The following is a 21,432-nucleotide window of genomic DNA, read 5'->3' on the forward strand; positions in this document are numbered from 1 at the left end:
TCAGAAGCATGGCAGAATTGAGCGCATGGAAGACAGCGTGGATCAGCATGTGGCCCGGTGGGCGACGTTCTGGAAGGACGAGCCGGCCTTCGCGCCCGAGGTCGAGGGCGCTCTGACCCGGATGAAGCACATTCAGCGCTGGATCGACCGGGCCGACCTGTCGATCTTCACGGAGGGCTTCACGGTCCAGGACTTCAAGACCCTGCACGTGCTGATGGTGCAGCCGTGGCCCACCGAGGCGACTCCGGCGCAGCTGGCCGAGGCGGCGAACGTGACCCGCGCGGCGATGACCAGCCGGCTCGACCGGCTGGCGGAGGCGGGGCTGATCACGCGACAGGTGGACGGCGTCGATCGGCGCCGGGTGCTGGTCCGGCCCACTCAGGAGGGGCGGGACATTTGGAGCAAATACATCTTCAAGGGCATGGCTGTCGACCAGCGCGCCCTGCACGGACTGAACATGGAGGAGTTGCGGCAGCTCAACGACCTCCTGCGGAAAGTCCTACTTTCCCTGGAGGAATAATGGGTCTATGGAACTCGATCCCCGCGGCCAGCGTTTCGCCGCCGCGCTCACGACCGTCGTCATCACGCTCGTGCTGGTCACCGGCTCCGGCTGGCTCGCGCTCGCGCAGGCCGTCGTCTTCGCCGTCGCGGCATGGAATCCCCGCCGGGGCCCCTATTCGCTGATCTTCCGGGCAGTGATCCTGCCCAGGCTGGGGCCGCCGGCCGAACGGGAACCCGCCGCGCCGGTGCGTTTCGCCCAGCTCGTCGGGTTCACCTTCCTGGCCGTCTCCGCGCTCGGCTATCTGAGCGGGGTGACGGCGGCAGGAGTCGTCGCGGCCGCTTTGGGTCTGCTGGCCGCGTTTCTCAACGCAGCCTTCGGGCTCTGCCTCGGCTGCGAGGCTTATATCCTGATTCGGCGTCTGAAATACAGAAACGCCGAATCTGTCTGAATTGTCTAGAACTTAGGCGCGTCGGGTGCTTCGAGCAGGCCCAGTCGCAGCGCGGTCATGAGCGCCTGCGCCCGGTTCGCGGCACCCAGCTTCTCGTAGAGCTTCGAGATGTGGGTCTTCGCCGTCGACTCGGAGACGAACAGCTGCTTGGCGATGCCGGCGACGCTCATGCCGTCGGCCAGCAGGCGCAGCACCTGACCCTCACGCGGCGAGAGCTGCGGGCCGGACGGGGCGAGACGCCGTTTCATGGCCTCGGCCAGATCGGCCGCGGTGAAGGCGCTGGGTGCCGACGCGGCGTGCCGGGCGGCCGCCACGACCTCGTCGGCCGGAGCCGTCTTGGGCACGAACGCGCTGGCCCCGGCCTCGAGAGCGCCGAAGAGCTGGTCGTCGCCCGCATACATGGTGAGGACCACGATGCCCATGTTGGCGTTGTTCTTCCGCAGGGCGCGGGTCGCCTCCAGGCCGCTGCCGTCGGGCAGGCGCAAATCCATGATGACGACATCGGGCTGCAGCGCACCGGCCTGGCGCACCGCCTCCGCGGCGGTGGCTGCCTCGCCGACGACCTCGAACTGCCGGTCGCGCTCGAATGCGTGTCGCAGCCCCTTACGGATCAGATCGTGATCGTCGACAAGGAGGACCTTGGTGCGCGTCGTCGGCGCAGGACTGGTCGACATGCTCGGGTTACTCCCCTTCTGGAGCTGAAACGCTATCCCGCACGCTATCGCGCCGAGGCGGTGTTCCGAGCACTACAGCGACGGTTGTCCCGCTGGGGTGTCGCGGCGTGATCTTGAGACGACCGCGGATGCGTTCGGCGCGTTCCGCCATGATGGTAAGACCGTAGCGGCCGTCGGGGCGCGTGTCCGCGAACCCCTTGCCGTCGTCGGACACCTCGATCTCCGCGTACGGGGGGTCGACGGTGCAGGTGACCCACAGATTCGAGGCGCCCGCGTGCTTGCGCGCGTTGGTGATCGCCTCCTGGGCGATCCGGAGCAGTTCGGCCTCGGTCGCGGCGGGCAGCCGCGCGGTCGACTCGTCGAACGTGAAGTGCACTCGCAGGCCGGCGCTGGTGCCGAGGGTCCGCGCGTACTCGGCGATGGCCGCCGCGAGGCCGCCGTTGCGGTCGACCTCGGAGCGCAGCTCGAACAGGCTCAGCCGCAGCTCGGTGATCACCCGGGTCACCTCGGCGCGCAGTGTGCGCAGCTCCTCGGCGGTCTCCTCGGCCCCCTCCGGCAGCGTGGCCTGCGCGTTGTCGATGCCGTAGCCGACCATCACCAGCTCCTGCGCGACCCCGTCGTGGATCTCCCGGGCCAGGCGCTGGCGCTCCTCGTTGGTGGCGAGCGAGCGCACGTCGTCGAAGAGCAGGGCGGCCTCCAGCCGCAGCGAGGCCGGGCCGGTCACCTCGGTCACCGATTGGACCACCGAGGAGGGGTACGCCCCGGAGGCGTCCGTCTCCAGGATGACGAGCCCGATCGTGCGCACCCCGGCGACCAGCGGCACGACCAGCGAGGAGACGTCGCCGCCCGGGTGGCTGCGGGCCTGCGAGCGGCTCGCGGTCTGCGGCTGCTGGGTGGCCCAGGCGTCGGCGATGCCGGAGTCGGCGTCGAGGGTGGTCTCCCAGTCGACCCGCTCGGCGCCGGTCTGCGCCAGAACCACGAGCCGCCCACCGCCGCTGGCCGACAGCACCGCCGCGCGGTGGCCGGGCGCGACCGCGCGCAGCTCCTCCAGCAGGTGCTCGGAGATGCCGCCCGGGTCGAGCGTGGCGCCCGGCAGCGAACGGGCCACGCTGCGCAGCTGGGTCAGCAGGCGGGTGGCCTCCGCGTACGGCTGGGGGGTGGGGTCGGGCGGCTGGAGCAGCTGCCGCATCGTCTCGGTGGCGAACGTGATGATCGCGCCCTGGACCAGCCACTGGATGCAGACGGCGGCATAGCCCCCGTGCATCGTGTCGAAGAGGAGGCCACTGGCCGCCATGGTGACGGCGGACAGCACGAGCAGGCCGATGCCCTCGGTCTGGCGGCGTCGCAGAGCGGCGGTGAGCAGAGGCACGGCGAGGTACGGCAGGACGGCCTCGGCGCCGAAGCCGCCGGTGACCCGGTCGGCGGTGTCGGCCGCGGCGGCGACCGAACCGGCGGCCAGGCAGGTCACCAGGACCTCACCGGCCCGTCCCAGCGGCGCCAGCACGGCGTGGCCGCGGGCCAGGAACGAGGGCACGGCCGCGACGGCCAGCAGGACGATCCAGCCGAGCTGGGCGGCACTGCCGGTGAACGCGTAGGTCAGGGCGGCGACCAGCGCGAGCATGACGACGCGGGCCGCGGCTTCGGCCGGACGGATGCGCACGGGACCACTGGCGAGGGCTGGCACGTGACGGATGGTAGCGGCCGGGGCGGACATCGGCTCGTTTCGTGGCTGCCCCGGTGGCGCGATCCGTCGTACCCGGCGGGTAGCCTCGCGTGCATGGCGGACACCTCGACACAGTCGATTCAGGTCCATGCGCCCCTGGCCCGGGTGGCTGCGGTGATCTGCGACTTCGCGCACTACCCCGAGTGGGCCGAGTCGATCAAGAAGGTGCAGGTCCTCGAGGAGTACGAGGACGGGTACGCCGCTCAGGTGCGCTTCCAGATCGACGCCACCGTCCTGGTCGACGAGTACACCTTGGAGTACGCGTACGCCGACGACCTCTCCCGGATCGAGTGGCACCTGGTCGAGCCGTCGAAGACGCAGCGTTCCCAGGAGGGCTCCTACGACCTGGTGGAGAACGCCGACGGCAGCACCTCCGTGACGTACACCCTTGCGGTGGACCTCGCGATCGGGATGCTCGGGATGTTCCGCCGCAAGGCCGAGAAAATGATCATGGATACGGCGCTGAAGGAGCTCAAGCGCCGGGTCGAGAGCCTGCCCGCGGCCTGACCGCGGGCCGAGGGGAGCGCGGAGATGCCCGGATCAGCTCGGGAAGAGGCCGAACGGCTGGTCGCGGCGGTTCTCGCACGCGCCTCGGCGGCATCGGCCGGCGGCCACTCCGCCGGGGACGGATTCGGCCTCCTGGGTGAATCCGTGGCCGGTCTGATCGGCGTGCTCACCCGCGACGACTGGTCGACCGGCAGCGCCGAGTGCTGCGTCTGCCCGGTCTGCAAGGCGATCGCCGCGGTGCGTGACCCCAGTCCGGAGACCGCCGAGCGGCTCGCCGCCAGCGCCGGTGACATCGCGAGCGGCGTCGCCGGGCTGATGCGCGCGTTCTCCTCGATGGCCGCCGAGCCTCCGCGAGCGCCCGCCCCGCGCACGCGGCCCGCGCCCGCTCCCGATCAGGCCTGGTCCGCGGCGACCCGAGCCGATCATTCCGCCGCCACTGGTGCCGCGGCCGAGCATGCCGGTCATCCCGCCGCGGCCCGCGTCGAGGGGGAGGAGCCGCAAGCCGGCGCCGAGCCGGAGGAGTCCCCCGGGGACACGACCGATCCGTGGGCGGCGGCCAGCGCTGCCGACGCCCGCGAGGCCGCCCGTGAGGCCGCGGCCGCCGCCCGTGCCCGGGCCGTCGCCGCCGAGGAGGCGGTGGCGAAAGCGGTCGCCGCGGCCAAGGCCCGGGCGACCCGGCCCACGGGGACCGCGGACCGTGGCGCTCCGGCGCCGGCCGCCGCGGGAGCCCGGACGGGCGACGTCTGGGCCATGGCCACCACGGAGGTGGCCGCAGACGACACGGCCGAGCCCCGTAGCGTGGATCATGAGCTGGGCGCTTCGGCGCCTGAGGACCGCGACCCGGGCCTGGGCGACGACGCCCGCCCGGGCGGCGCGGTGTGAACTGTTTGCAGAGGGGACGGGCAGCGTGACGCTGACCATCGGAATCGACGTCGGCGGCACCAAGGTCGCCGGTGGCGTGGTCGACGAGCACGGCAACGTGCTCGCGTCGAACCGCCGGCCGACACCGGCGGACGACCCGGCCGGCACCCGGGACACGATCGTCGAGGTGGCCGCTGAGCTGATCGCGCAATATCCGCAGGCCACCGCCATCGGGATCGGTGCCGCCGCGTGGATCGACGCCACCGGCTCGACCGTGCTCTTCGCGCCGAACCTGGCCTGGCGCGACGAGCCGCTGCGCGACTACGTGGGCAAGGCCACCGGCCTGCCGACCGTGCTGGAGAACGACGCGAACGTGGCCGCGTGGGCGGAGTTCCGCTTCGGGGTGGCCCGGCACGCGGACTCGATGGTGATGATCACGGTGGGCACCGGCATCGGCGGCGCCATCGTGATCAACGGCGGCCTGTGGCGCGGCGCCAACGGCATCGCCGCCGAGCTTGGTCACATCCAGTCGGTTCCGGACGGGCACCCGTGCGGCTGCGGGCGGCTCGGCTGCCTGGAGCAGTACGCGAGCGGCAACGCCCTGGTCCGGTTCGGCCGGGCGGCCGCCCGCCAGGAACCGGAACGGGCCGCGCAGCTGCTCGCGCTTGCCGGCGGTGACCCGCTGGCGATCACCGGACGGCAGATCACCGAGGCGGCGCGGGCCGGCGACGGGGTGGCGATGGACGCCTTCGCCCAGGTCGGCTACTGGCTCGGGGTGGCGCTCGCCGACCTGGCACAGAGCCTCGACCCGCAGATGATGGTGATCGGTGGCGGCGTGATCGACGCGGGGCCGCTGCTGATGGGGCCGATCGAGCGGGCGTATCGGGATCAGCTGGCCAACCGGAACAGGTTCCCGGTGGCCGAGGTGCACGCCGCCCGGATGGGCAACGCCGCCGGCGTGGCCGGCGCGGCCGACCTCGCGCGACGCGCCTGAGGTGGCCGGGGATGTCCGGGGTTCCGTTGCGGGTGGTCAGCTACAACGTCCACGGATTGCGGGACGATCGGGCCGCGCTGGCCGGTCTGATCCGTGACCTGGCCCCGGACGTCCTCGTCGTGCAGGAGGCGCCGCGCCGCTTCCGGTGGCGGCAGAAATGCGCGGCCTTCGCCGCCGAGACCGGGCTCGTGGTGGCCGCCGGTGGGCTGCCGTCGCTGGGCAACCTGCTCCTGGTGAACCTCCGGGTCCGGGTCCGGCGCAGCTGGTGCGTGCGCTACCCGCTCACGCCGGGCCGGCACATGCGCGGCGCGGTCTTCGCCGAGGGCGCGGTGCGCGGGGCGACGTTCACCGTCTCCGGCTCGCACCTGGCCACGGACCCGGCCGAGCGGCCCGAGCAGGCGGCGTTCTGGAAGGCCGAGCTGGACAAGATCGACGGGCCGGTGGTGGTCGCCGCCGACCTCAACGAGGGTCCCGGCGGCGGCGCCTGGCGGACGGTGGGGGACGGGCTGCTCGGCTCGTCCGAGGACCTGCCCACCTTCCCGGCCTCGGTGCCCAGCCGGCGCATCGACGGACTGTTCGTGACACCCGGAGTGGGCATCGAACGTTACGAGATCATCTCGACCGATCGGGCACGCGTGGCGAGTGATCATCTACCGATCGTCGCGGACCTTTTGCTCCCTTCCTCCTAAGCGCGAGGTCTGCAAGGATCGCCGGGTGCAAGACTCCCCCGACCTCGGCGACCGTGGTGGCGCCGTCTGCGTAGTCGGCGCCGGCGCCAGCGGCCTGACCGCCATCAAGAACCTGCGTGAGCAGGGCTTCGCGGTGGACTGCTACGAGCGCGAGACCTCCGTCGGCGGCGCCTGGAACTGGCGCCACGACCGCAGCCCGGTGTACGCCGGAGCCCATCTCGTCACGTCACGGCCGCTCACCGAGTTCCCCGACTTCCCGATGCCGGACACCTGGCCCGACTACCCGCATCACAGCCAGGTGCTGGAGTACCTGGAGCGGTACGCGAAGCACTTCGGGCTGGGCGAGCACATCTGGTACGGCATGGAGGTCACGTCGATCGAGCCGGCCGGCGACGGCCGCTGGGACGTGAGCATCCAGTCCACCGGCGGCGGCACCTCGCGGGTGCAGCGCTACGCCGCCGTGGTGATCGCCAACGGACACAACTGGTCGCCGGTCAGCCCCGAGATCCCGGGGGACTTCGCCGGCCAGGTGATCCACGCGAACGCGTACAAGGAGCCGTCCCGCCTGCGCGGCCGGAAGGTGCTGGTGATCGGCGGCGGCAACACCGGCTGTGATCTGGCGGTCGAGGCCGCACAGCACGCCGGCCGGGTGTGGCACTCGACCCGGCGCGGCTACTGGTACTTCCCGAAGTACCTCGGCAACCGGCCCGCCGACCAGGCGTACCACCGCAGGATGCCGTCCTGGCTGCGTGACCGCCGCCTGCGCCGGACCGCCGCCGACCTGACCCGCTGGGGTGTCCCCGCGCCCGACCATGCCCCGCTGGAGAGCCACCCGATCGTCAACGGGCTGCTGCCGCACTACCTGGGGCACGGCCGCATCGAGGCGGTGCCGGACGTGACCCGCTACGACGGCGCCTCCGTGGAACTCGCCGACGGCAGCCGGATCGAACCGGAGCTGGTGATCACCGCGACCGGATACCGGCCCCGCTTCGACTTCCTCGCGCCGGAGGTGCTCGAGATCGACGAGGACGGCCGGCCCGACCTGCACCTGCACGCGTTCGCCCGCAAGCACCCGACGCTCGCCGTGATCGGCCTGGTGCAGGCCTCCGCCGGGGTGTTCCCGCTGGCGCACTGGCAGAGCGTCGCGGTGGCCCGCTGGCTGCGGCTGCGCGCCGACGACCCGGAGAAGGCCGGCGCCGTGCAGCGGGAGGAGTCGAAGCGCCCGCTGGCGTCCTGGTCCCGCCGCAAGGTGGTGCCGACCCGGCGGCACTGGTTCGAGGTCGACCACGTCGACTACCTGACCGCCGTGGAGAGCCTGCTGAAAAATATGGAGACGGCGAAGTGAGCGGGATCCTGCGCTTCGAGGACTGGTCCGACCCCGTTCCGCCGGCGGAACGGGAGGTCGTGTCCCGGCTGCCCGAGGACGACACCGGCCGGCCGCCGCTGCTGTTCGTGCCCGGCCTGGGGCACGGCGCCTGGGCGTTCGCCGAGCACTGGCTCGGGCACGCCGCGGGCCGTGGCTTCCCGGCGCACGCCGTCACCCCGCGCGCCGGGGGCGACCTCCGGGCACAGGCCCACGACGTGGTGCAGACGGCCGCCGCCCTGCCCCGCCAGACGGTCCTGATCGGCCACGGGACCGGCGGCCGGGTGGTCGCCCGGGCCCTGGGGCGTTATCCGGCCCGCGCGGCCGTTCTGGTGGCCCCGCTGCTGGACGGCTGGGCGGCGCTGGGGGCGGCCCTGCGAAGCAACCCCACCGGCACGGTGCCCGCCTTGTTCGGTGGACGGCTCAAGTTCTCCGCCCGGCAGCTTTTCGGGCCGGAGCTGCCCGCTGAGGAGGCGAAGGCGCACCTCGAGCGGATCGGCGTCCGCCCGACGGCCGGTCTGCTCGCCCGGGACGAGCTGCCGTCACCGGTCGGCGGGCCGCCCACGCTCGTGGTGGGCAGCCCGGACGACCGGGTGGTGCCGCGGCCGGCCCTGGACCGGGCGGCCGCCCGGTACGGCGGCGCGCCGCTGCTCTTCCCGGGCATGGGCCACTACCTGATGCTGGAGACCGGGTGGGCCGAGCCGATCGACGCGATCCTGGACTGGCTGGACAAGGAGTTACCGCGCTGAACGCTGCCGGGGCGGCCGCCGGCGCGCCGATGGGGCGGTCCGCGGCAGCCGGTCGGCGAGCCGGCCGGTGTGATCGAGCGCCCTCAGGTAGGCCCGCGCCCACGCGATGATGTCGTGCTCGGCGATGTGCCGGCGCATCGCGGTCATCCGGGCGGTCAGGTCGGAGCTGTCGGCCTCCATGGCACGCAGCAGGGTGTCCTTGAGGCCGTCCACGTCGTGCGGGTTGACCAGGAAGGCCTGCTCCAGCTCGGCGGCCGCGCCGGCGAACTCGCTGAGCACCAGCGCGCCGGAGCCGTCCTCGCGGGCCGCGACGAACTCCTTGGCCACCAGGTTCATCCCGTCGCGCAGCGGGGTCACCACCATGACGTCCGCGGTCTGGTAGAGCGCGGCCAGCTGGGACCGGGCGAACGGCTGATTCAGGTAGTGGATGGCGGGCTCACCGACCCGGCCGAACTCGCCGTTGATCCGTCCGACCTCGCCCTCGATGCGGTCGCGCAGACCCCGATAGCTCTCCACCCGTTCGCGGCTGGGCACCGCCACCTGGACCATGACGGTGTCGCGCACCTTCACGTAGCCGTCACGCAGCAGTTCGCTGTACGCGGTGAGGCGGTGCTCGATCCCCTTGGTCCAGTCGAGCCGATCGACGCTGAGCAGCACCCGTTTCGGCTGCCCGAGGTTGTGCCGCAGCTGTTTGGCCTGGCTCACGACGTCCGGCCGGGTGGCCAGCGCCCGCATCTCGGTGACGTCGATGGAGACCGGGAACGCGCCGGTGCGTACCGTCCGGTCGTCGAACGTGATGGTGTCGCGGGTGGTGACCGCACCGAGCAGCTTCTTGGCGAGCTGGGCGACGTTGTGCGCGGCCTGTTCACGCTGGAAGCCGACCAGGTCGGCGCCGAGCATGCCACGCAGCAGCTCGACCCGGCGGGGGAGCTGCATGTACAGCTCCGGGGGCGGGAACGGCACGTGCATGAAGAAGCCGATCAGCACGTCCGGCCGCAGCTCGCGGAGCATCGCGGGGACGAGCTGCAGGTGGTAGTCCTGCACCCAGACGGCCGCGCCCGGCTCGGCGACCTGGGCGGCGGCCTCGGCGAACCGCCGGTTGACCGTGCGATAGGTCTCCCACCAGCCCCGGTCGAACGTCGGCTGCTGCACGGCGTCGTGGTAGAGCGGCCACAGGGTCGAGTTGGCGAAGCCCTCGTAGTAGCCGCGCAGCTCCTCCTCGGTCAGCGACACGGGCCGTAGCCGCAGGCTGCCGATGTCCGGAAGCGTCGGCGCCGGGCCGACCCCGCCGGCCCAGCCGACCCAGGTGGCCGGGGTCTGTTCCAGGATCGCGTGCAGTGCGCTGGCCAGGCCTCCTGGGCTGCGGCGCCACTCGCAGGCCCCGTCCGGAGCGGCGCTGTCATCCAGCGGCAGTCGGTTGGCGATGACGACGAGCGAACTCTGACGCATCACCGTAGGTTATCGGTTGAACACCGACATCTGTCTATACGACGGCGCCGTCGTCGAATTCGTCGTCGTCATCGCCGGACCGGAGGCGCCAGACCAGGGTGCCCGCGCCCGCGATGATCGCGGCGAAACCGAGCACGGTGACCAGGTTGGGGTCGATCGGGAGGATCTCCGGGAAGAGGAACAGCACGAAGCCGACCGCGACACCGAGCAGTGCCGTCACCGCGTACTTCGAGATGCGCGGTAGTGGCGGGGGCGGCGGTGGGACATACCGCTCCTCGTCCTCCTCGTCCGGCGGAAGGTCGGCGCCGAACGTGTCGAGTCCGTAGAGGATCGACGGCTCGTCCTTGGGGTCGGTGCGCCGCCGGTTGTGCGGCGTGCCCTCCTCGGTCACCGGGCGGGCCGGTGGTGGCGGCGGGCCGGGATCGTCCTCGGCGGCCGGCCACGGCGTGGTCGGAGTGTCGACCGTGGTGTGGAAGCCCGCGATGATCTTGGCCCACTCCTCGTCCACCTCGGCCTGTGGTTTCGGCTCGGGTGCCGGCGGGGCCGGGGGAGTGGGCGGTGCGCCGCCGGTCACCTTCTCCAGGTGCTCCTTGGCGGTCTCCAGATGCGTGCGATCCACGAAGAGCCGATCGGTCGGCCGCGCGGGCAGGGTCGTCGCACGCAGGATCGGGTTGAGATCCGCCGTCGGCTGAAGGTAAGCCGCGATCCCACCGGCTGCGAGAACGTCGAGCAGATGCTCGCCGATCCGTGGATCCACATCTCCCGCCGCCGCGTAGTCGGCGGCGTCGAGCCCGTTGTCGCGCCGCCCACGACGGGCGCCACCCGCTGTCACCGATGCACACCCCCTTGCCGACCGTGCCTTGAATGGTGACACGGCAGGCACCCGTTGCGGGAGTGCGTTGTGACGCGCCGCCCCCGCTTCGTACGCTTCCACTCGCCCCGGACGCACGGTGGCATCCGATGAAAGGACGTCAGTGTTCTACTGGCTGCTGAAGTTGGTGGTCCTCGGGCCGGTGCTGAGACTGGTCTTCCGCCCCAAGGTGGAGGGCCTGAAGAATGTGCCCCGGTCCGGTCCGGTGATCCTCGCCTGCAACCACCTTTCCTTCTCCGACTCGATCTTCACACCGCTGATCATGCGGCGGAAAGTGACCTTCGTCGCCAAGGCCGAATACTTCACCGGCAAGGGGATCAAGGGCTGGTTCTCGCGGATGTTCTTCACCGGCGCGGGGACGATCCCGGTGGACCGTTCGGGGGGTGAGGCGGCCCAGGCGGCTCTGGACACGCTCCTTCGGGTCCTCCGGGAGGGCAACATCGCCGGCATCTACCCGGAAGGCACCCGCTCGCCCGACGGGCGGCTCTACCGCGGCAAGACCGGGGTGGCCCGGCTGGCTCTGGAGAGCGGCGCCCCGGTGGTCCCGGTGGCCCTGCTGAACACCGACGAGATCCAGCCGACCGGCACGCTGATCCCGACGGTGAAGCGCGTCCGGATCAGGATCGGCGAGCCGCTCGACTTCTCCCGTTACGCCGAGCAGCGCGGCGACCGGTTCGTCGAGAGGGTCATCACCGACGAGATCATGTACGAGCTGATGGCGCTCTCCGGCCGCGAATACGTCGACGTTTACGCGTCGACGTTGAAGACGGCCGCCTAGCCGGTCATCCCGGCACGACGACGCAGGGCCTGCACATCGGTGACGACGATGCGCCGGCCCTCGGTCCGCAGCCAGCCACGGCTCGCGAAAGAGCCGATCGCCTGGTTAACGCTCTGCCGTGAGCCGCCGGCCATCTCGGCGAGCTGACTCTGGTTGAGCTCGATGGTGATCATCGGCGCCTGGCTCTCGCCGGAGAGCCGGACCAGGGTCTTGGCCACCCGGCCGGGCAGGTCGAGGAAGACGTGGTCGGCGTTCTGCTCGGTGAGCCGGCGGATCAGGCCGCCGACCGAGCGCATGACCGCGTCCAGGATGCGCGGGTTCGAGTGGACGAGCTCCATGAAGGCGACCCGGGACAGCGACAGCGCCTGCGAGTCCTCGATGGCCTCGGCGGAGGCGCTTCGGGTAGAGGCGTCCAGCAGGGACACCTCGCCGAGCACGTCGGGCGGGCGGACCACGGTGAGGACGGCGCGCTCGCCGGTCGGCGCGGTCCGGAAAACGGCGACGGCGCCCCGCTTCATGATGATCAGCGAGTCGCCGGGGTCGTGTTCGACGAAGAGGATCTGCCCCTTGCGGTAGTGGCGTGGGACGGCTGCGGCGATGACGCGCTGGCGCACCTCTGGCTCTAAACCGGCGAACATCTCCACTCCGGTGAGCGCGTCGCCGGGATCCGGCATGCGATGGTCCACGGCGCTATCCCCTCCCCCGGTGAGGACACGCCGACGGCCGACGGCGCCGGCCCCACGACGCGAACGATCACTCTTAGCACGAAGCGTGCCTCGAACGCCATTTTCAAAACGGACATCGACGCGCGCCTCGTACGATCATGTCCCTTCGGTTGCGTTCTGTAAACCGTCAATCTCTCTGAGTTACTGTCGCCCTGTCTGTCCGTCGTATTGGCGGCATCTGTCGAGATAATCCCGCGGTGCCGGATGACGACTTCCTTCGATCCACCCTGCGCGACCAGTGGCACCTCGTTCCCTCCGAGATGACCGCTCTGCCGCCGACCGTCATGTCGCGCGGCTGGGAGTTCTCCGCAGGCGGCGAGACGTACGTGACCCGGCTCGCCGACCTCGGCCTGCGCCAGTCGGTCGAGGCGGGCCTGGCGGTCGCCGCCCACCTGCGCGGACACCGGATCGACGCCGGCGAACCGGTCCGCACCCTCAGCGGCGCCCTGACCGTGGCCACCCCGCACGGTGTGCTCGCCGTGCTGCGCCGCCTCCCCGGCCGCCGCCTGGACGGGCGCGACCCCGTCGATCAGCAGTGGTGGGGTGAGCGCCTGGGGGCCGTACATCGGTGTCTTCAGCATTTCCGGCATGCCGGCCTGCGCCCGTGGCAGCTGCTGGAGGCCGACGCCGCGCATCTCGACGCGGAGCCCTGGCTCCGCGAGACGGTGACCGCCGCGGTGTCCGCGGCGACCCGGCTGGCCGTGACCGACCGCCTCAGCTACGGGGTCCTGCACGGCGACCCGTCACCGGAGATCTTCGTGCTGGACGCGTCGACCGGGCGGTCGGGGCTGCTGTTCTGCGGGGCGAGCGGCACCGGTCCGCTGGTCTACGACGTGGCCGCCGCCGTCGCCTACGCCGGGGGCCCGGAGCACGCCGGCGAGCTGCTGGACGGCTACCTCGCGGCCGGGCCGGTCGGCGCCGACGAGATGGACGCGGCCCTGCCCGTGCTGCTGCGGCTGCGCTGGGCGGTCCAGGCCGTCCGGGCGGCCCGCTTCGGGTGCCCGGTGGCCCTCGGCGCCGCGAGAGAGGCCCTGGGGTCCATGCCCGGATGACGATGGGCGAGGATGGGCCACGATGCCATACCGCTATTTCTACGACTGTGAGTTCATCGAGGACGGCCGGATCGTCGATCTGGTCTCGATCGGTGTCGTCGACGAGTTCGGCCGCGAGTTCTACGCGGTCAGCACCGAGTTCGACGACACCCGTGCCGTTCCCTGGGTGCGCCGCAACGTCCTCGACAAGCTGCCCTCGCCGTCCGACAAGGCCTGGCGCAGCCGGGAACGGATCCGCGAGGACCTGTACGAGTTCCTGACCGAGCCGATCCGTGGCCGGGGCGAGCAGATGGAGCTCTGGGCCTGGTACGCGGCGTACGACCATGTGGCGCTCGCCCAGCTGTGGGGCGCGATGCCGGCCCTGCCCCGGGAGATCCCGCGGTTCACCAAGGACCTGCGCCAGCGCTGGGACGACCTGGGTCGCCCGCACCTGCCGGAGATGGCCGGCCGGCACGACGCCCTCGTCGACGCCCGGCACAACCTGGCCCGGTGGAACGCTATGACCGCGAAGGCCTGACCGGCTTCATCGCGGGCACGCACTCGCGCATGACGGCCTTGATGTCGGTCTCGGTGGGCGCGAGGCCGAGCTCGCCGTTGTCCGGCCGGGCGCGCAGACCGTCGATCATCATCTCGAGATAGCGCTCGTAGAGACCCGGCCGGCACCCCGCGCTGTGCTGCGCCATTTCGGTCACCATCGCCATGATGATCGGGAAGTCGCGGAACCCGGCGTCCGGCCGCAGACTGCCCTCGGCGTGCGCTCGCTCCATCAGCTGCTCGAGCAGCGGCACGATCTGCTCGCCGGCCTTCTTGAAATGGTCCTCGTCCATGCTCAGCGCGGCGTCGCGGAGCCCGCGGTCGGCCGCGTGCCAGCGCGCCGAGGTGCGCAGGAAGCCGGTCAGGCCCTCCCACGCCGGCTCGGCGGTGAGGGCCTCCTCGGCCAGCGTGACCAGATCCTCCAGCCGATCGGTGAAGACCGCCTCGATCAGCTCCTCCTTGGTGGGGAAGCGCCGGTAGACCGTGCCGATCCCGACCCCGGCGTGGTGGGCCACGTCGTCGAGGGTGGCGGCGAACCCGCGGGCGGCGAAGACCTCGCGGGCCGCATCGAGGATCCGTTCCCGGTTGCGTTGCGCGTCGCGCCGGAGGGGCATGTGGCCAAGCCTACAACTAAGCGGAGGTAACTCCTCAACTTCTCCTGCTAGCGTGCCGAAGTGGAGGACGTACCTCAACTTAGCCCCGGAAGGCTCCCGCATGAGCAGCACCGTTATTGATCGGCCACCGTCCACCGAACGTGAGACGGGGCGCTGGTGGGCGCTCGTCGTGCTGGCGCTCGCGCAGCTGATGGTCGTGCTCGACGCCACGATCGTGAACATCGCGCTGCCCACCGCCCAGGCCGACCTCGGCTTCGACGACCACGGCCGGCAGTGGGTCGTGACCGGCTACGCCCTCGCCTTCGGCAGCCTGCTGCTGCTCGGCGGCCGCCTCTCCGACTTCTTCGGCCGCCGGCGGATGTTCGTCATCGGCCTGATCGGTTTCGCCCTCGCGTCGGCCCTCGGCGGCGCCGCCGGCAGCCTCGAGCTGCTGATCGTCGCCCGCGCCCTGCAGGGCGTCTTCGGCGCGGCGCTGGCCCCGGCCGCCCTCTCGCTGCTCTCCACCACGTTCACCGAGCCCGCCGAGCGCGGCAAGGCGTTCGGCATCTTCGGCGCCATCTCCGGCGCGGGCGGCGGCATGGGCCTGCTGCTCGGCGGCGTCCTCACCGAGTACGTGTCATGGCGCTGGTGCCTCTACGTCAACCTGGTCATCGCCGCGATCGCCGTGGCCGGCGCCTTCCTGAAGCTCCGCGACGAGCCGGTCCCCGCCCACGGGAGGATCGACATCCCCGGCACGATCACCGCGGTCTCCGGCCTGGTGGCGCTCGTCTACGGCCTGGCCAACGCCGAGACCGACGGCTGGACCGACGCCATGACCCTCGGCCCGATCGTGGCCGGTCTGGTCCTGCTCACCGTGTTCGTGCTGATCGAGCGCCGGGTCGAGCACCCGCTGCTGCCGCTGCGCGTCGTCCTCGACCGCAACCGTGGCGGCTCCTACGCCTCCATCGCGATCGCGGGCGCCGGCATGTTCGGCATCTTCCTGTTCCTCACCTACTACCTGGCCGGCATCCTCGGCTTCACCCCGATCAGGACCGGTCTCGCGTTCCTGCCGATGCTCGGCGCCGTGATGCTCACCGCCACCACCGCGGGCTCGATGCTGGCCCCGAAGATCGGCCCGCGCCCGCTGGTCCCGGTCGGTGCCCTGGTCGCGGCGGCCGGCATGGTCCTGATGACCCGCCTCCAGCTCGATTCGTCGTACGCCACCGATGTTCTTCCCGCCCTGATCGTCATCGGGCTCGGACTGGGCCTCGTCTTCGCGCCCACCCAGAACGCCGCCACCTCCGGCGTCGAACACGGTGACGCCGGTGTGGCCTCCGCGATGATCAACACGGTGCAGCAGATCGGCGGCTCCATCGGGACCGCGCTGCTCAGCTCGTTCGCCGCCAGCGCCGCCTCGGACTACATGGTCGGCAAGACGCCGTCCCAGCTGGTCCAGGCCCAGGCCGCGATCGAGAGCTACCACACCGTCTTCTGGTGGTCGGCCGGCTTCTTCGTCCTCGCCGCCGTGGTCGCCGCGGTGCTGTTCCGCACCGGCCCGCTCGACGTCGATCCCGACGCCCCGCGCGCCATGGCCCACTGATCTCTCAGCACTATCGGCGACCCGGAAAGCCATCGGGTCAGGGTCTCTGACGGACCCGCGAGCCGTACCTGAGCCACCTGACGGCAGGGAGATTCCATGGCTGGGGTACGGCTCGCGAGGCTGTTCCGCTTCGGTTACGGCCGGATCGGCCGTAACCCGGCGGAGCCCGGCCGTGGAAGGGGCCCCGGACGCGCACCTCGTCCGAGGTTTCGGCCTGCTTTGCCGTACGCACGGATGCCCTTGAAGTTGATCTTGCTGGTGTTTGGCCGCCCGTTCCGAGGAAAGGAGGCGAGGGGAACGAACACGGCCGAGGAGGACGAGATGACCGCGACGGAGCAGGAACAGCGCGAGAAGGTCAGGGCGATGGTGGCGGACGCGAGGATCGCCATGCTGACCTCGATGACCGGAAGCGGTAAGCACGTGAGCCGCCCGATGGCCGTGCAGGACGTGGAGTTCGACGGCGATCTGTGGTTCTTCACCTACGCCGATTCCGATCTGGTCGAGCAGATCGGTACGCACCCCGAGGTCAACGTCGCCTTCACTGACCAGAAGCACAACAACTGGATCTCCATCTCGGGCGCGGCCGTGCGGGTCGACGACCGGGCGCAGGCGGAGCGCCTGTGGAACCCGCTCCTCAAGGCGTGGTTCCCGGACGGGCTGGACACGCCGAACCTGACGCTGGTCAAGGTGCACGCGGACACCGCCGAGTACTGGGAGGCGGCGCACAGTTCGAAGGTGGTCACGCTCCTCGGGTACGCCAAGGCCGCCGTTACCGGAAAGACGCCCGACGCTGGCGAGAACGAAACCGTCAGGCTTTAGTGGGCCGCGTTCCACCTGGATCAGGGTGGCGACTACAGTTCGGTTGCGGCCCGCCCCGGGCCGGCAACGCTGCCGACGAAATCGTCCCTGGGGCCTCGACGGGCTATCCGCATCTCGCTACCCGATCCAGGGGGAAGAAAAATGCGTATCGGCGTGCTCACCGGTGGCGGCGACTGCCCCGGTCTCAACGCGGTCATCCGTGCCGTCGTCCGTAAGGGCGTGTCCGCTTACGGTCACGAGTTCGTCGGGTTCCGTGACGGCTGGAAGGGCCCGCTCGAGGGTCTGACGAAGCCGCTCGGCATCGCCGAGGTCCGTGGCATCCTGCCCCGCGGCGGCACCATCCTGGGCTCCTCCCGCACCAACCCGTTCAAGATCGAGAACGGTGTGGAGAAGATCAAGGCGAACCTGGCCGAGATGGGCGTCGACGCGCTCGTCGCGATCGGCGGCGAGGACACCCTCGGCGTCGCCACCAAGCTGTCCGAGCTGGGCGTCAACGTGGTCGGCGTGCCGAAGACCATCGACAACGACCTGAACGGCACCGACTACACCTTCGGCTTCGACACCGCGGTCAACATCGCGATGGAGGCCATCGACCGGCTGCACACCACCGCCGAGTCGCACCACCGCACCCTGGTCGTCGAGGTCATGGGCCGCCACGCCGGCTGGATCGCGCTGCACGCCGGCCTCGCCGGTGGCGCCAACGTCATCCTGCTGCCGGAGCGCCAGTTCGACGTGGAGCAGGTCGCCACCTACGTGACCAAGCGGTTCCAGGTCGAGTACGCGCCGATCGTCGTCGTCGCCGAGGGCGCTCAGCCGCTCGACGGCCAGATGGTCCTGCACAACCAGGAGCTCGACAGCTTCGGCCACGTCCGCCTCGGCGGCATCGGCCAGTGGCTCGCCGAGCAGCTCGAGGAGAAGACCGGCAAGGAGGCCCGCACGGTCGTCCTCGGTCACATCCAGCGCGGTGGCACCCCGACCGCGTTCGACCGGGTGCTCTCCACCCGTTTCGGTCTGCAGGCGATCGACGCCGTCAACGAGGGCGACTTCGGCAAGATGGTGGCGCTGCGCGGCACCGACGTGGTCCGGATCCCGCTCATCGAGGGCACCGGCGAGCTGAAGACCGTTCCGATCGAGCGTTACGAAGAGGCCGAGGTCTTCTTCGGCAGCTGATCTGCCATCGTGATGCCGGGGCCCGCGACCGTGCGCCCCGGCATCCGTGTGCCCGCTTCCGGACAGAGGAGTCTGCGTTGTCCAAGCACACCGTCGCGGTCCTGGGGACCGGCAAGATGGGTGAACTCGTCATCTCCGGCCTGCTCCGGTCCGGCTGGCCCGCCGACCGGCTGCTGGCCACCGCCCGCAGGCCGGCCCGCCGCGCCGAGCTGGCCGAGCGTCACGGCGTGCGGGTCGTCGACAACGTCACCGCCGCAGGCGAGGCGGACGTCCTCGCGATCGGGGTCAAGCCGCAGGATGCCGGGACCCTCCTCGACGAGATCGGCGGGCAGGTCTCCGCCGGCACACTCGTCGTGTCGCTCTGCGCCGGCCTGCCCACCGGATTCTTCGCGTCGCGGCTGCCCGAGGGCACACCGGTGATCCGGGTCATGACGAACACGCCCGCCCTGGTCGACCAGGCGATGACGGCGATCTCGGCGGGTCCGCACGCCACCGACGAGCACCTGGCCCTCGCCGAGGCGATGTTCCAGCCGCTCGGCGCCACCGTCCGGGTTCCGGAGTACCAGCAGGACGCCGTGACGGCGCTCTCCGGGTCCGGGCCTGCCTACTTCTACCTGATGGTCGAGGCGATGATCGACGCCGGTGTCCTGCTCGGGCTGCCGCGTCAGACCGCCCACGAGCTGGTCGTGCAGACCGCGATCGGGTCGGCGACCATGCTGCGTGACTCCGGCGAGCACCCGGTGAAGCTCCGCGAGGCGGTCACGTCCCCGGCCGGGACGACGGCCGCCGCCCTCCGCGAACTCGAGAACCACGGCATCCGTGCGGCGCTGCTGGACGCCCTCTCGGCCGCCCGCGATCGGGCCCGCGAGCTGGCCGGCCAGGCCCGCTGAAACCGTGCGACGGTAGGCGTACCGGATCAGTAATAGATGGCGATCTTGCTGCCGTTCTCTTCCTCAGGTGGGCTCGGATGGCTCAGAGCCGACCCCGTGGCGACGCGGTGGGCCGTCCAGGCGACGGCGGCCGCGTCGAGGATGTCGTCGGGTGGCGCCTGCCCGGCCGGTCCCAGCTTGTCCGGCAGGATGATGCCGTTGCGGGCGAGCAGCTCCCGGCGGCGGGTCTGACCGCTCCAGGTCTTCTTGGCGTGCGCCAGCGGCTCGCCGGCCATGGTGCGGAACGACACCTCGGGGTGGGCCTCGAAGAGCAGGCCGGGATGGCGTTCCCAGATCGCGTTGGCCTCGAGCAGTTTGGGGCGTAGCGCCCACGACTGGCGGCTCAGCCCGGCGCCGGTCAGCTCGCGGCAGAGCCGGTTGGCGGAGGCGAAGTCGGACTCCTGCCAGACCGCTCGCGGCGGGACCCGGAACACGCTGCCGCGGCGCGGGCCGAGCTGGTCGGCGGCGAGGGTGTCGGCGGCCCGCCAGCGGTCCGGCAGCATGCCGAGGGGGATGTCCACGCCGATCACCGCGGCGCCGGAGCTGCCCGCGACGATCTCGTAGAGGGTGGAGGCGAGAACTGCGCGGCCGAAGACGCCGTCGCGCAGCTCGACACCGACCCAGCCCAACGCGTACGCATCGACCCCGATGACGTGAATTGCCATCAGCGAACGACCCGGCCGCGGCCGGGGTCCATTTCGGTCGCGCCACCGGTGGGGGCGCCGATGGTGACGTCGAAAACGGTCATGACGGAAGACTACTGGTTGTGTCCGGCTGATTGCACCCTGTCGTGACGTGGCCGACCACGTTAAACAACCTTAAAAGCTGTTCACCTGGCTTGACTGTTGTTAATCGATGTGACTACCGTCTCTTCATCCCTCGCTTTGGAAAGTTTCCTAACTGTTTGAGGAGACACCCCCGTGCAGAAAACCGCCCGCCGGGCGATCTTCGTCGGCGCAGTCATGGTCGCGAGCGGCATCGCCGTTCCCACCATGTCAGCGTCGGCAGCCGCCGCCTGTGCCCCCGCATGGAGCGCTTCCGCCGTCTATGTGAAGGACAACGTCGCCTCGCAGAACGGCAAGAACTACACCGCCAAGTGGTGGACCCAGAACGAGTCTCCGGCCACCAACAGCAGCCAGTGGGCCGTCTGGATCGACAACGGCGCGTGCGGTGGTGGCCCGACCACTCCGCCCACCACGCCGCCGACGACTCCGCCGACGACGCCGCCCACCACACCTCCCACGACTCCGCCGACCACGCCGCCCACCACGAACCCGCCGACCGGTAACAAGTGGGTCGTCGGCTACTTCGCCGAGTGGGGCGTCTACGGCCGCGGCTACCACGTGAAGAACATCGACACGTCCGGCTCGGCGTCCAAGCTGACCCACATCCTGTACGCGTTCGCCAACACCACCGGCGGCCGTTGCTCGATCGGTGACTCCTACGCCGACTACGAGAAGGCGTACACCGCCGCGGAGAGCGTCGACGGCGTCGCGGACACCTGGGACCAGCCGCTGCGTGGCTCGTTCAACCAGCTCCGCAAGCTGAAGAAGAAGTACCCGCACCTCAAGGTGATCTACTCGGTCGGCGGCTGGACCTGGTCCGGCGGCTTCACCCAGGCGGCCGCCAACCCCACCGCCTTCGCCGACAGCTGCCACGCGCTGGTCGAGGACCCCCGTTGGGCCGACGTGTTCGACGGCATCGACATCGACTGGGAGTACCCGAACGCCTGTGGCCTGACCTGCGACGCCAGCGGCCCGAACGCGTTCAACAACGTGATCACCGCGCTGCGTAACAAGTTCGGCTCCAGCGCCCTGATCACCGCCGCCATCACCGCCGACGGCACCAACGGCGGCAAGATCGACGCCACCGACTACGCCACCGCGGCGACGAAGATGGACAAGATCTTCCCGATGACGTACGACTACTTCGGCGCGTTCGCCGCGCAGGGCCCGACCGCCCCGCACTCGCCGCTGAACTCGTACAACGGCATCCCGACGGCCGGGTTCTACTCGGACGCCGCGATCCAGAAGCTGAAGTCGAAGGGCATCCCGGCCAGCAAGATCCTGCTCGGCATCGGCTTCTACGGCCGCGGCTGGACCGGCGTCACGCAGGCCGCCCCGGGCGGTTCGGCGACCGGCGCGGCTGCCGGCACCTACGAGCCCGGCAACGAGGACTACAAGGTCCTCAAGACCAAGTGCCCGGCCACCGGTACGGTCGGCGGCACCGCCTACGCCTTCTGTGGCAACAACTGGTGGAGCTACGACACCCCGTCGACCATCGCCGGCAAGATGACCTACGCCAAGAACCAGGGTCTCGGCGGCGCGTTCTTCTGGGAGCTCTCCGGTGACACCACCAACGGCGAGCTGATCAGCGCGATCAAGGGCAACATCTGATCCGCC

General features: G+C 70.9%; 23 protein-coding genes. 16 read left to right on the forward strand and 7 right to left on the reverse strand.

Annotated features, from left to right (window positions below):
* Window positions 1-25 precede the first annotated feature (25 nt).
* Both CLV67_RS10070 and CLV67_RS10075 read left to right on the forward strand, forming a co-directional pair.
* Window positions 26-520, forward strand: a complete 495-nt coding sequence (locus CLV67_RS10070) for a MarR family winged helix-turn-helix transcriptional regulator (protein WP_106316903.1) — start codon at window positions 26-28, stop codon at window positions 518-520.
* A gap of 7 nt (window positions 521-527) precedes the next feature.
* On the forward strand, window positions 528-950 hold the full coding sequence (locus CLV67_RS10075; RefSeq protein WP_106316904.1) for a DUF4395 domain-containing protein: 423 nt from the start codon (window positions 528-530) through the stop codon (window positions 948-950).
* 5 nt (window positions 951-955) lie between these two features.
* Here the strand turns inward: CLV67_RS10075 and CLV67_RS10080 are convergent, their stop codons facing one another.
* Window positions 956-1,624 carry a response regulator transcription factor gene (locus CLV67_RS10080; protein ID WP_014688640.1) on the reverse strand — a complete coding sequence of 223 codons (669 nt, stop codon included), beginning with the start codon at window positions 1,622-1,624 and terminating at the stop codon, window positions 956-958.
* A gap of 7 nt (window positions 1,625-1,631) precedes the next feature.
* Window positions 1,632-3,308, reverse strand: coding sequence for a GAF domain-containing sensor histidine kinase (locus CLV67_RS10085; RefSeq protein ID WP_373873151.1), 1,677 nt, complete (start codon window positions 3,306-3,308; stop codon window positions 1,632-1,634).
* Between the two features lie 93 nt (window positions 3,309-3,401).
* Between CLV67_RS10085 and CLV67_RS10090 the strand changes: the two genes are divergently transcribed.
* Genes CLV67_RS10090 through CLV67_RS10115 form a run of 6 tightly spaced genes read left to right on the forward strand, consistent with a single transcriptional unit; the run spans window position 3,402 to window position 8,510 of the window.
* Window positions 3,402-3,854 (forward strand): SRPBCC family protein, encoded by a 453-nt coding sequence (locus CLV67_RS10090; RefSeq protein WP_106316906.1) that lies wholly within the window; start codon window positions 3,402-3,404, stop codon window positions 3,852-3,854.
* A 24-nt stretch (window positions 3,855-3,878) separates the two neighbouring features.
* The gene (locus tag CLV67_RS10095) at window positions 3,879-4,736 is read left to right on the forward strand and encodes a hypothetical protein (protein ID WP_106316907.1); all 858 of its coding nucleotides are present in this window, start codon (window positions 3,879-3,881) and stop codon (window positions 4,734-4,736) included.
* 25 nt (window positions 4,737-4,761) lie between these two features.
* A complete protein-coding gene (locus CLV67_RS10100; RefSeq protein WP_106316908.1) occupies window positions 4,762-5,709 on the forward strand; it encodes an ROK family glucokinase in 948 nt (315 codons plus the stop codon).
* 11 nt (window positions 5,710-5,720) lie between these two features.
* Window positions 5,721-6,398, forward strand: a complete 678-nt coding sequence (locus CLV67_RS10105) for an endonuclease/exonuclease/phosphatase family protein (protein WP_106316909.1) — start codon at window positions 5,721-5,723, stop codon at window positions 6,396-6,398.
* A 25-nt stretch (window positions 6,399-6,423) separates the two neighbouring features.
* Window positions 6,424-7,743, forward strand: coding sequence for a flavin-containing monooxygenase (locus CLV67_RS10110; RefSeq protein WP_106316910.1), 1,320 nt, complete (start codon window positions 6,424-6,426; stop codon window positions 7,741-7,743).
* Window positions 7,740-8,510 carry an alpha/beta hydrolase gene (locus tag CLV67_RS10115; RefSeq protein WP_106316911.1) on the forward strand — a complete coding sequence of 257 codons (771 nt, stop codon included), beginning with the start codon at window positions 7,740-7,742 and terminating at the stop codon, window positions 8,508-8,510. The genes CLV67_RS10110 and CLV67_RS10115 overlap by 4 nt, the downstream gene beginning before the upstream one ends.
* Here the strand turns inward: CLV67_RS10115 and CLV67_RS10120 are convergent.
* Both CLV67_RS10120 and CLV67_RS10125 read right to left on the reverse strand, forming a co-directional pair.
* Entirely contained in the window at window positions 8,499-9,959 is a 1,461-nt protein-coding gene (locus CLV67_RS10120) for an alpha,alpha-trehalose-phosphate synthase (UDP-forming) (RefSeq protein WP_106316912.1), read from the reverse strand. The genes CLV67_RS10115 and CLV67_RS10120 overlap by 12 nt on opposite strands.
* A gap of 34 nt (window positions 9,960-9,993) precedes the next feature.
* Complete coding sequence (locus CLV67_RS10125) at window positions 9,994-10,791, reverse strand: hypothetical protein (protein ID WP_106316913.1); 798 nt, start codon at window positions 10,789-10,791, stop codon at window positions 9,994-9,996.
* Window positions 10,792-10,933: 142 nt separating this feature from the next.
* On the opposite strand from CLV67_RS10125, the gene CLV67_RS10130 reads away from it, so the two are divergent.
* Entirely contained in the window at window positions 10,934-11,608 is a 675-nt protein-coding gene (locus CLV67_RS10130; RefSeq protein ID WP_106316914.1) for a lysophospholipid acyltransferase family protein, read from the forward strand.
* Here the strand turns inward: CLV67_RS10130 and CLV67_RS10135 are convergent.
* Complete coding sequence (locus tag CLV67_RS10135; protein ID WP_373873154.1) at window positions 11,605-12,282, reverse strand: Crp/Fnr family transcriptional regulator; 678 nt, start codon at window positions 12,280-12,282, stop codon at window positions 11,605-11,607. The two genes, CLV67_RS10130 and CLV67_RS10135, sit on opposite strands and share 4 nt — an antisense overlap.
* A gap of 248 nt (window positions 12,283-12,530) precedes the next feature.
* Here CLV67_RS10135 and CLV67_RS10140 point away from each other — a divergent pair, with 248 nt between their 5' ends.
* Together CLV67_RS10140 and CLV67_RS10145 are read left to right on the forward strand one after the other, a co-directional pair.
* Window positions 12,531-13,385 carry a phosphotransferase enzyme family protein gene (locus CLV67_RS10140; RefSeq protein ID WP_106316916.1) on the forward strand — a complete coding sequence of 285 codons (855 nt, stop codon included), beginning with the start codon at window positions 12,531-12,533 and terminating at the stop codon, window positions 13,383-13,385.
* A gap of 22 nt (window positions 13,386-13,407) precedes the next feature.
* Window positions 13,408-13,902, forward strand: coding sequence for a polyadenylate-specific 3'-exoribonuclease AS (locus tag CLV67_RS10145; RefSeq protein WP_106316917.1), 495 nt, complete (start codon window positions 13,408-13,410; stop codon window positions 13,900-13,902).
* On the opposite strand, the gene CLV67_RS10150 is transcribed toward CLV67_RS10145, so the two are convergent.
* Window positions 13,883-14,533: a TetR/AcrR family transcriptional regulator gene (locus CLV67_RS10150; protein WP_106316918.1), complete on the reverse strand. Its 651-nt coding sequence runs from the start codon at window positions 14,531-14,533 to the stop codon at window positions 13,883-13,885. The two genes, CLV67_RS10145 and CLV67_RS10150, sit on opposite strands and share 20 nt — an antisense overlap.
* A gap of 100 nt (window positions 14,534-14,633) precedes the next feature.
* Between CLV67_RS10150 and CLV67_RS10155 the strand changes: the two genes are divergently transcribed.
* From CLV67_RS10155 to proC, 4 genes are all read left to right on the forward strand, one after another.
* The gene (locus CLV67_RS10155; RefSeq protein ID WP_106316919.1) at window positions 14,634-16,112 is read left to right on the forward strand and encodes a DHA2 family efflux MFS transporter permease subunit; all 1,479 of its coding nucleotides are present in this window, start codon (window positions 14,634-14,636) and stop codon (window positions 16,110-16,112) included.
* A gap of 219 nt (window positions 16,113-16,331) precedes the next feature.
* On the forward strand, window positions 16,332-16,931 hold the full coding sequence (locus tag CLV67_RS10160) for a pyridoxamine 5'-phosphate oxidase family protein (protein ID WP_239166275.1): 600 nt from the start codon (window positions 16,332-16,334) through the stop codon (window positions 16,929-16,931).
* Between the two features lie 141 nt (window positions 16,932-17,072).
* Entirely contained in the window at window positions 17,073-18,101 is a 1,029-nt protein-coding gene (locus CLV67_RS10165; protein WP_106316921.1) for a 6-phosphofructokinase, read from the forward strand.
* Window positions 18,102-18,178: 77 nt separating this feature from the next.
* Window positions 18,179-18,991 (forward strand): pyrroline-5-carboxylate reductase, encoded by an 813-nt coding sequence (gene proC, locus CLV67_RS10170; protein WP_106316922.1) that lies wholly within the window; start codon window positions 18,179-18,181, stop codon window positions 18,989-18,991.
* A 26-nt stretch (window positions 18,992-19,017) separates the two neighbouring features.
* On the opposite strand, the gene CLV67_RS10175 is transcribed toward proC, so the two are convergent.
* Window positions 19,018-19,695, reverse strand: a complete 678-nt coding sequence (locus CLV67_RS10175; RefSeq protein ID WP_106316923.1) for a DUF429 domain-containing protein — start codon at window positions 19,693-19,695, stop codon at window positions 19,018-19,020.
* A gap of 255 nt (window positions 19,696-19,950) precedes the next feature.
* On the opposite strand from CLV67_RS10175, the gene CLV67_RS10180 reads away from it, so the two are divergent.
* The gene (locus CLV67_RS10180; protein WP_106316924.1) at window positions 19,951-21,426 is read left to right on the forward strand and encodes a glycosyl hydrolase family 18 protein; all 1,476 of its coding nucleotides are present in this window, start codon (window positions 19,951-19,953) and stop codon (window positions 21,424-21,426) included.
* The last annotated feature ends 6 nt before the right edge of the window (window positions 21,427-21,432 follow it).

Origin of the sequence: Actinoplanes italicus (assembly GCF_003001815.1) — a bacterium.
GTDB lineage: Bacteria > Actinomycetota > Actinomycetes > Mycobacteriales > Micromonosporaceae > Actinoplanes > Actinoplanes italicus.

Bases quoted from the DNA above. Each gene is read 5' to 3' on its own strand.
- CLV67_RS10070 (WP_106316903.1), top strand. From the start codon at position 26: ATGGAAGACAGCGTGGATCAGCATGTGGCCCGGTGGGCGACGTTCTGG.
- CLV67_RS10075 (WP_106316904.1), top strand. From the start codon at position 528: ATGGAACTCGATCCCCGCGGCCAGCGTTTCGCCGCCGCGCTCACGACC.
- CLV67_RS10080 (WP_014688640.1), bottom strand. From the start codon at position 1,624: ATGTCGACCAGTCCTGCGCCGACGACGCGCACCAAGGTCCTCCTTGTC.
- CLV67_RS10090 (WP_106316906.1), top strand. From the start codon at position 3,402: ATGGCGGACACCTCGACACAGTCGATTCAGGTCCATGCGCCCCTGGCC.
- CLV67_RS10095 (WP_106316907.1), top strand. From the start codon at position 3,879: ATGCCCGGATCAGCTCGGGAAGAGGCCGAACGGCTGGTCGCGGCGGTT.
- CLV67_RS10105 (WP_106316909.1), top strand. From the start codon at position 5,721: ATGTCCGGGGTTCCGTTGCGGGTGGTCAGCTACAACGTCCACGGATTG.
- CLV67_RS10120 (WP_106316912.1), bottom strand. From the start codon at position 9,959: ATGCGTCAGAGTTCGCTCGTCGTCATCGCCAACCGACTGCCGCTGGAT.
- CLV67_RS10135 (WP_373873154.1), bottom strand. From the start codon at position 12,282: ATGCCGGATCCCGGCGACGCGCTCACCGGAGTGGAGATGTTCGCCGGT.
- CLV67_RS10145 (WP_106316917.1), top strand. From the start codon at position 13,408: ATGCCATACCGCTATTTCTACGACTGTGAGTTCATCGAGGACGGCCGG.
- CLV67_RS10150 (WP_106316918.1), bottom strand. From the start codon at position 14,533: ATGCCCCTCCGGCGCGACGCGCAACGCAACCGGGAACGGATCCTCGAT.
- CLV67_RS10155 (WP_106316919.1), top strand. From the start codon at position 14,634: ATGAGCAGCACCGTTATTGATCGGCCACCGTCCACCGAACGTGAGACG.
- CLV67_RS10165 (WP_106316921.1), top strand. From the start codon at position 17,073: ATGCGTATCGGCGTGCTCACCGGTGGCGGCGACTGCCCCGGTCTCAAC.
- CLV67_RS10175 (WP_106316923.1), bottom strand. From the start codon at position 19,695: ATGGCAATTCACGTCATCGGGGTCGATGCGTACGCGTTGGGCTGGGTC.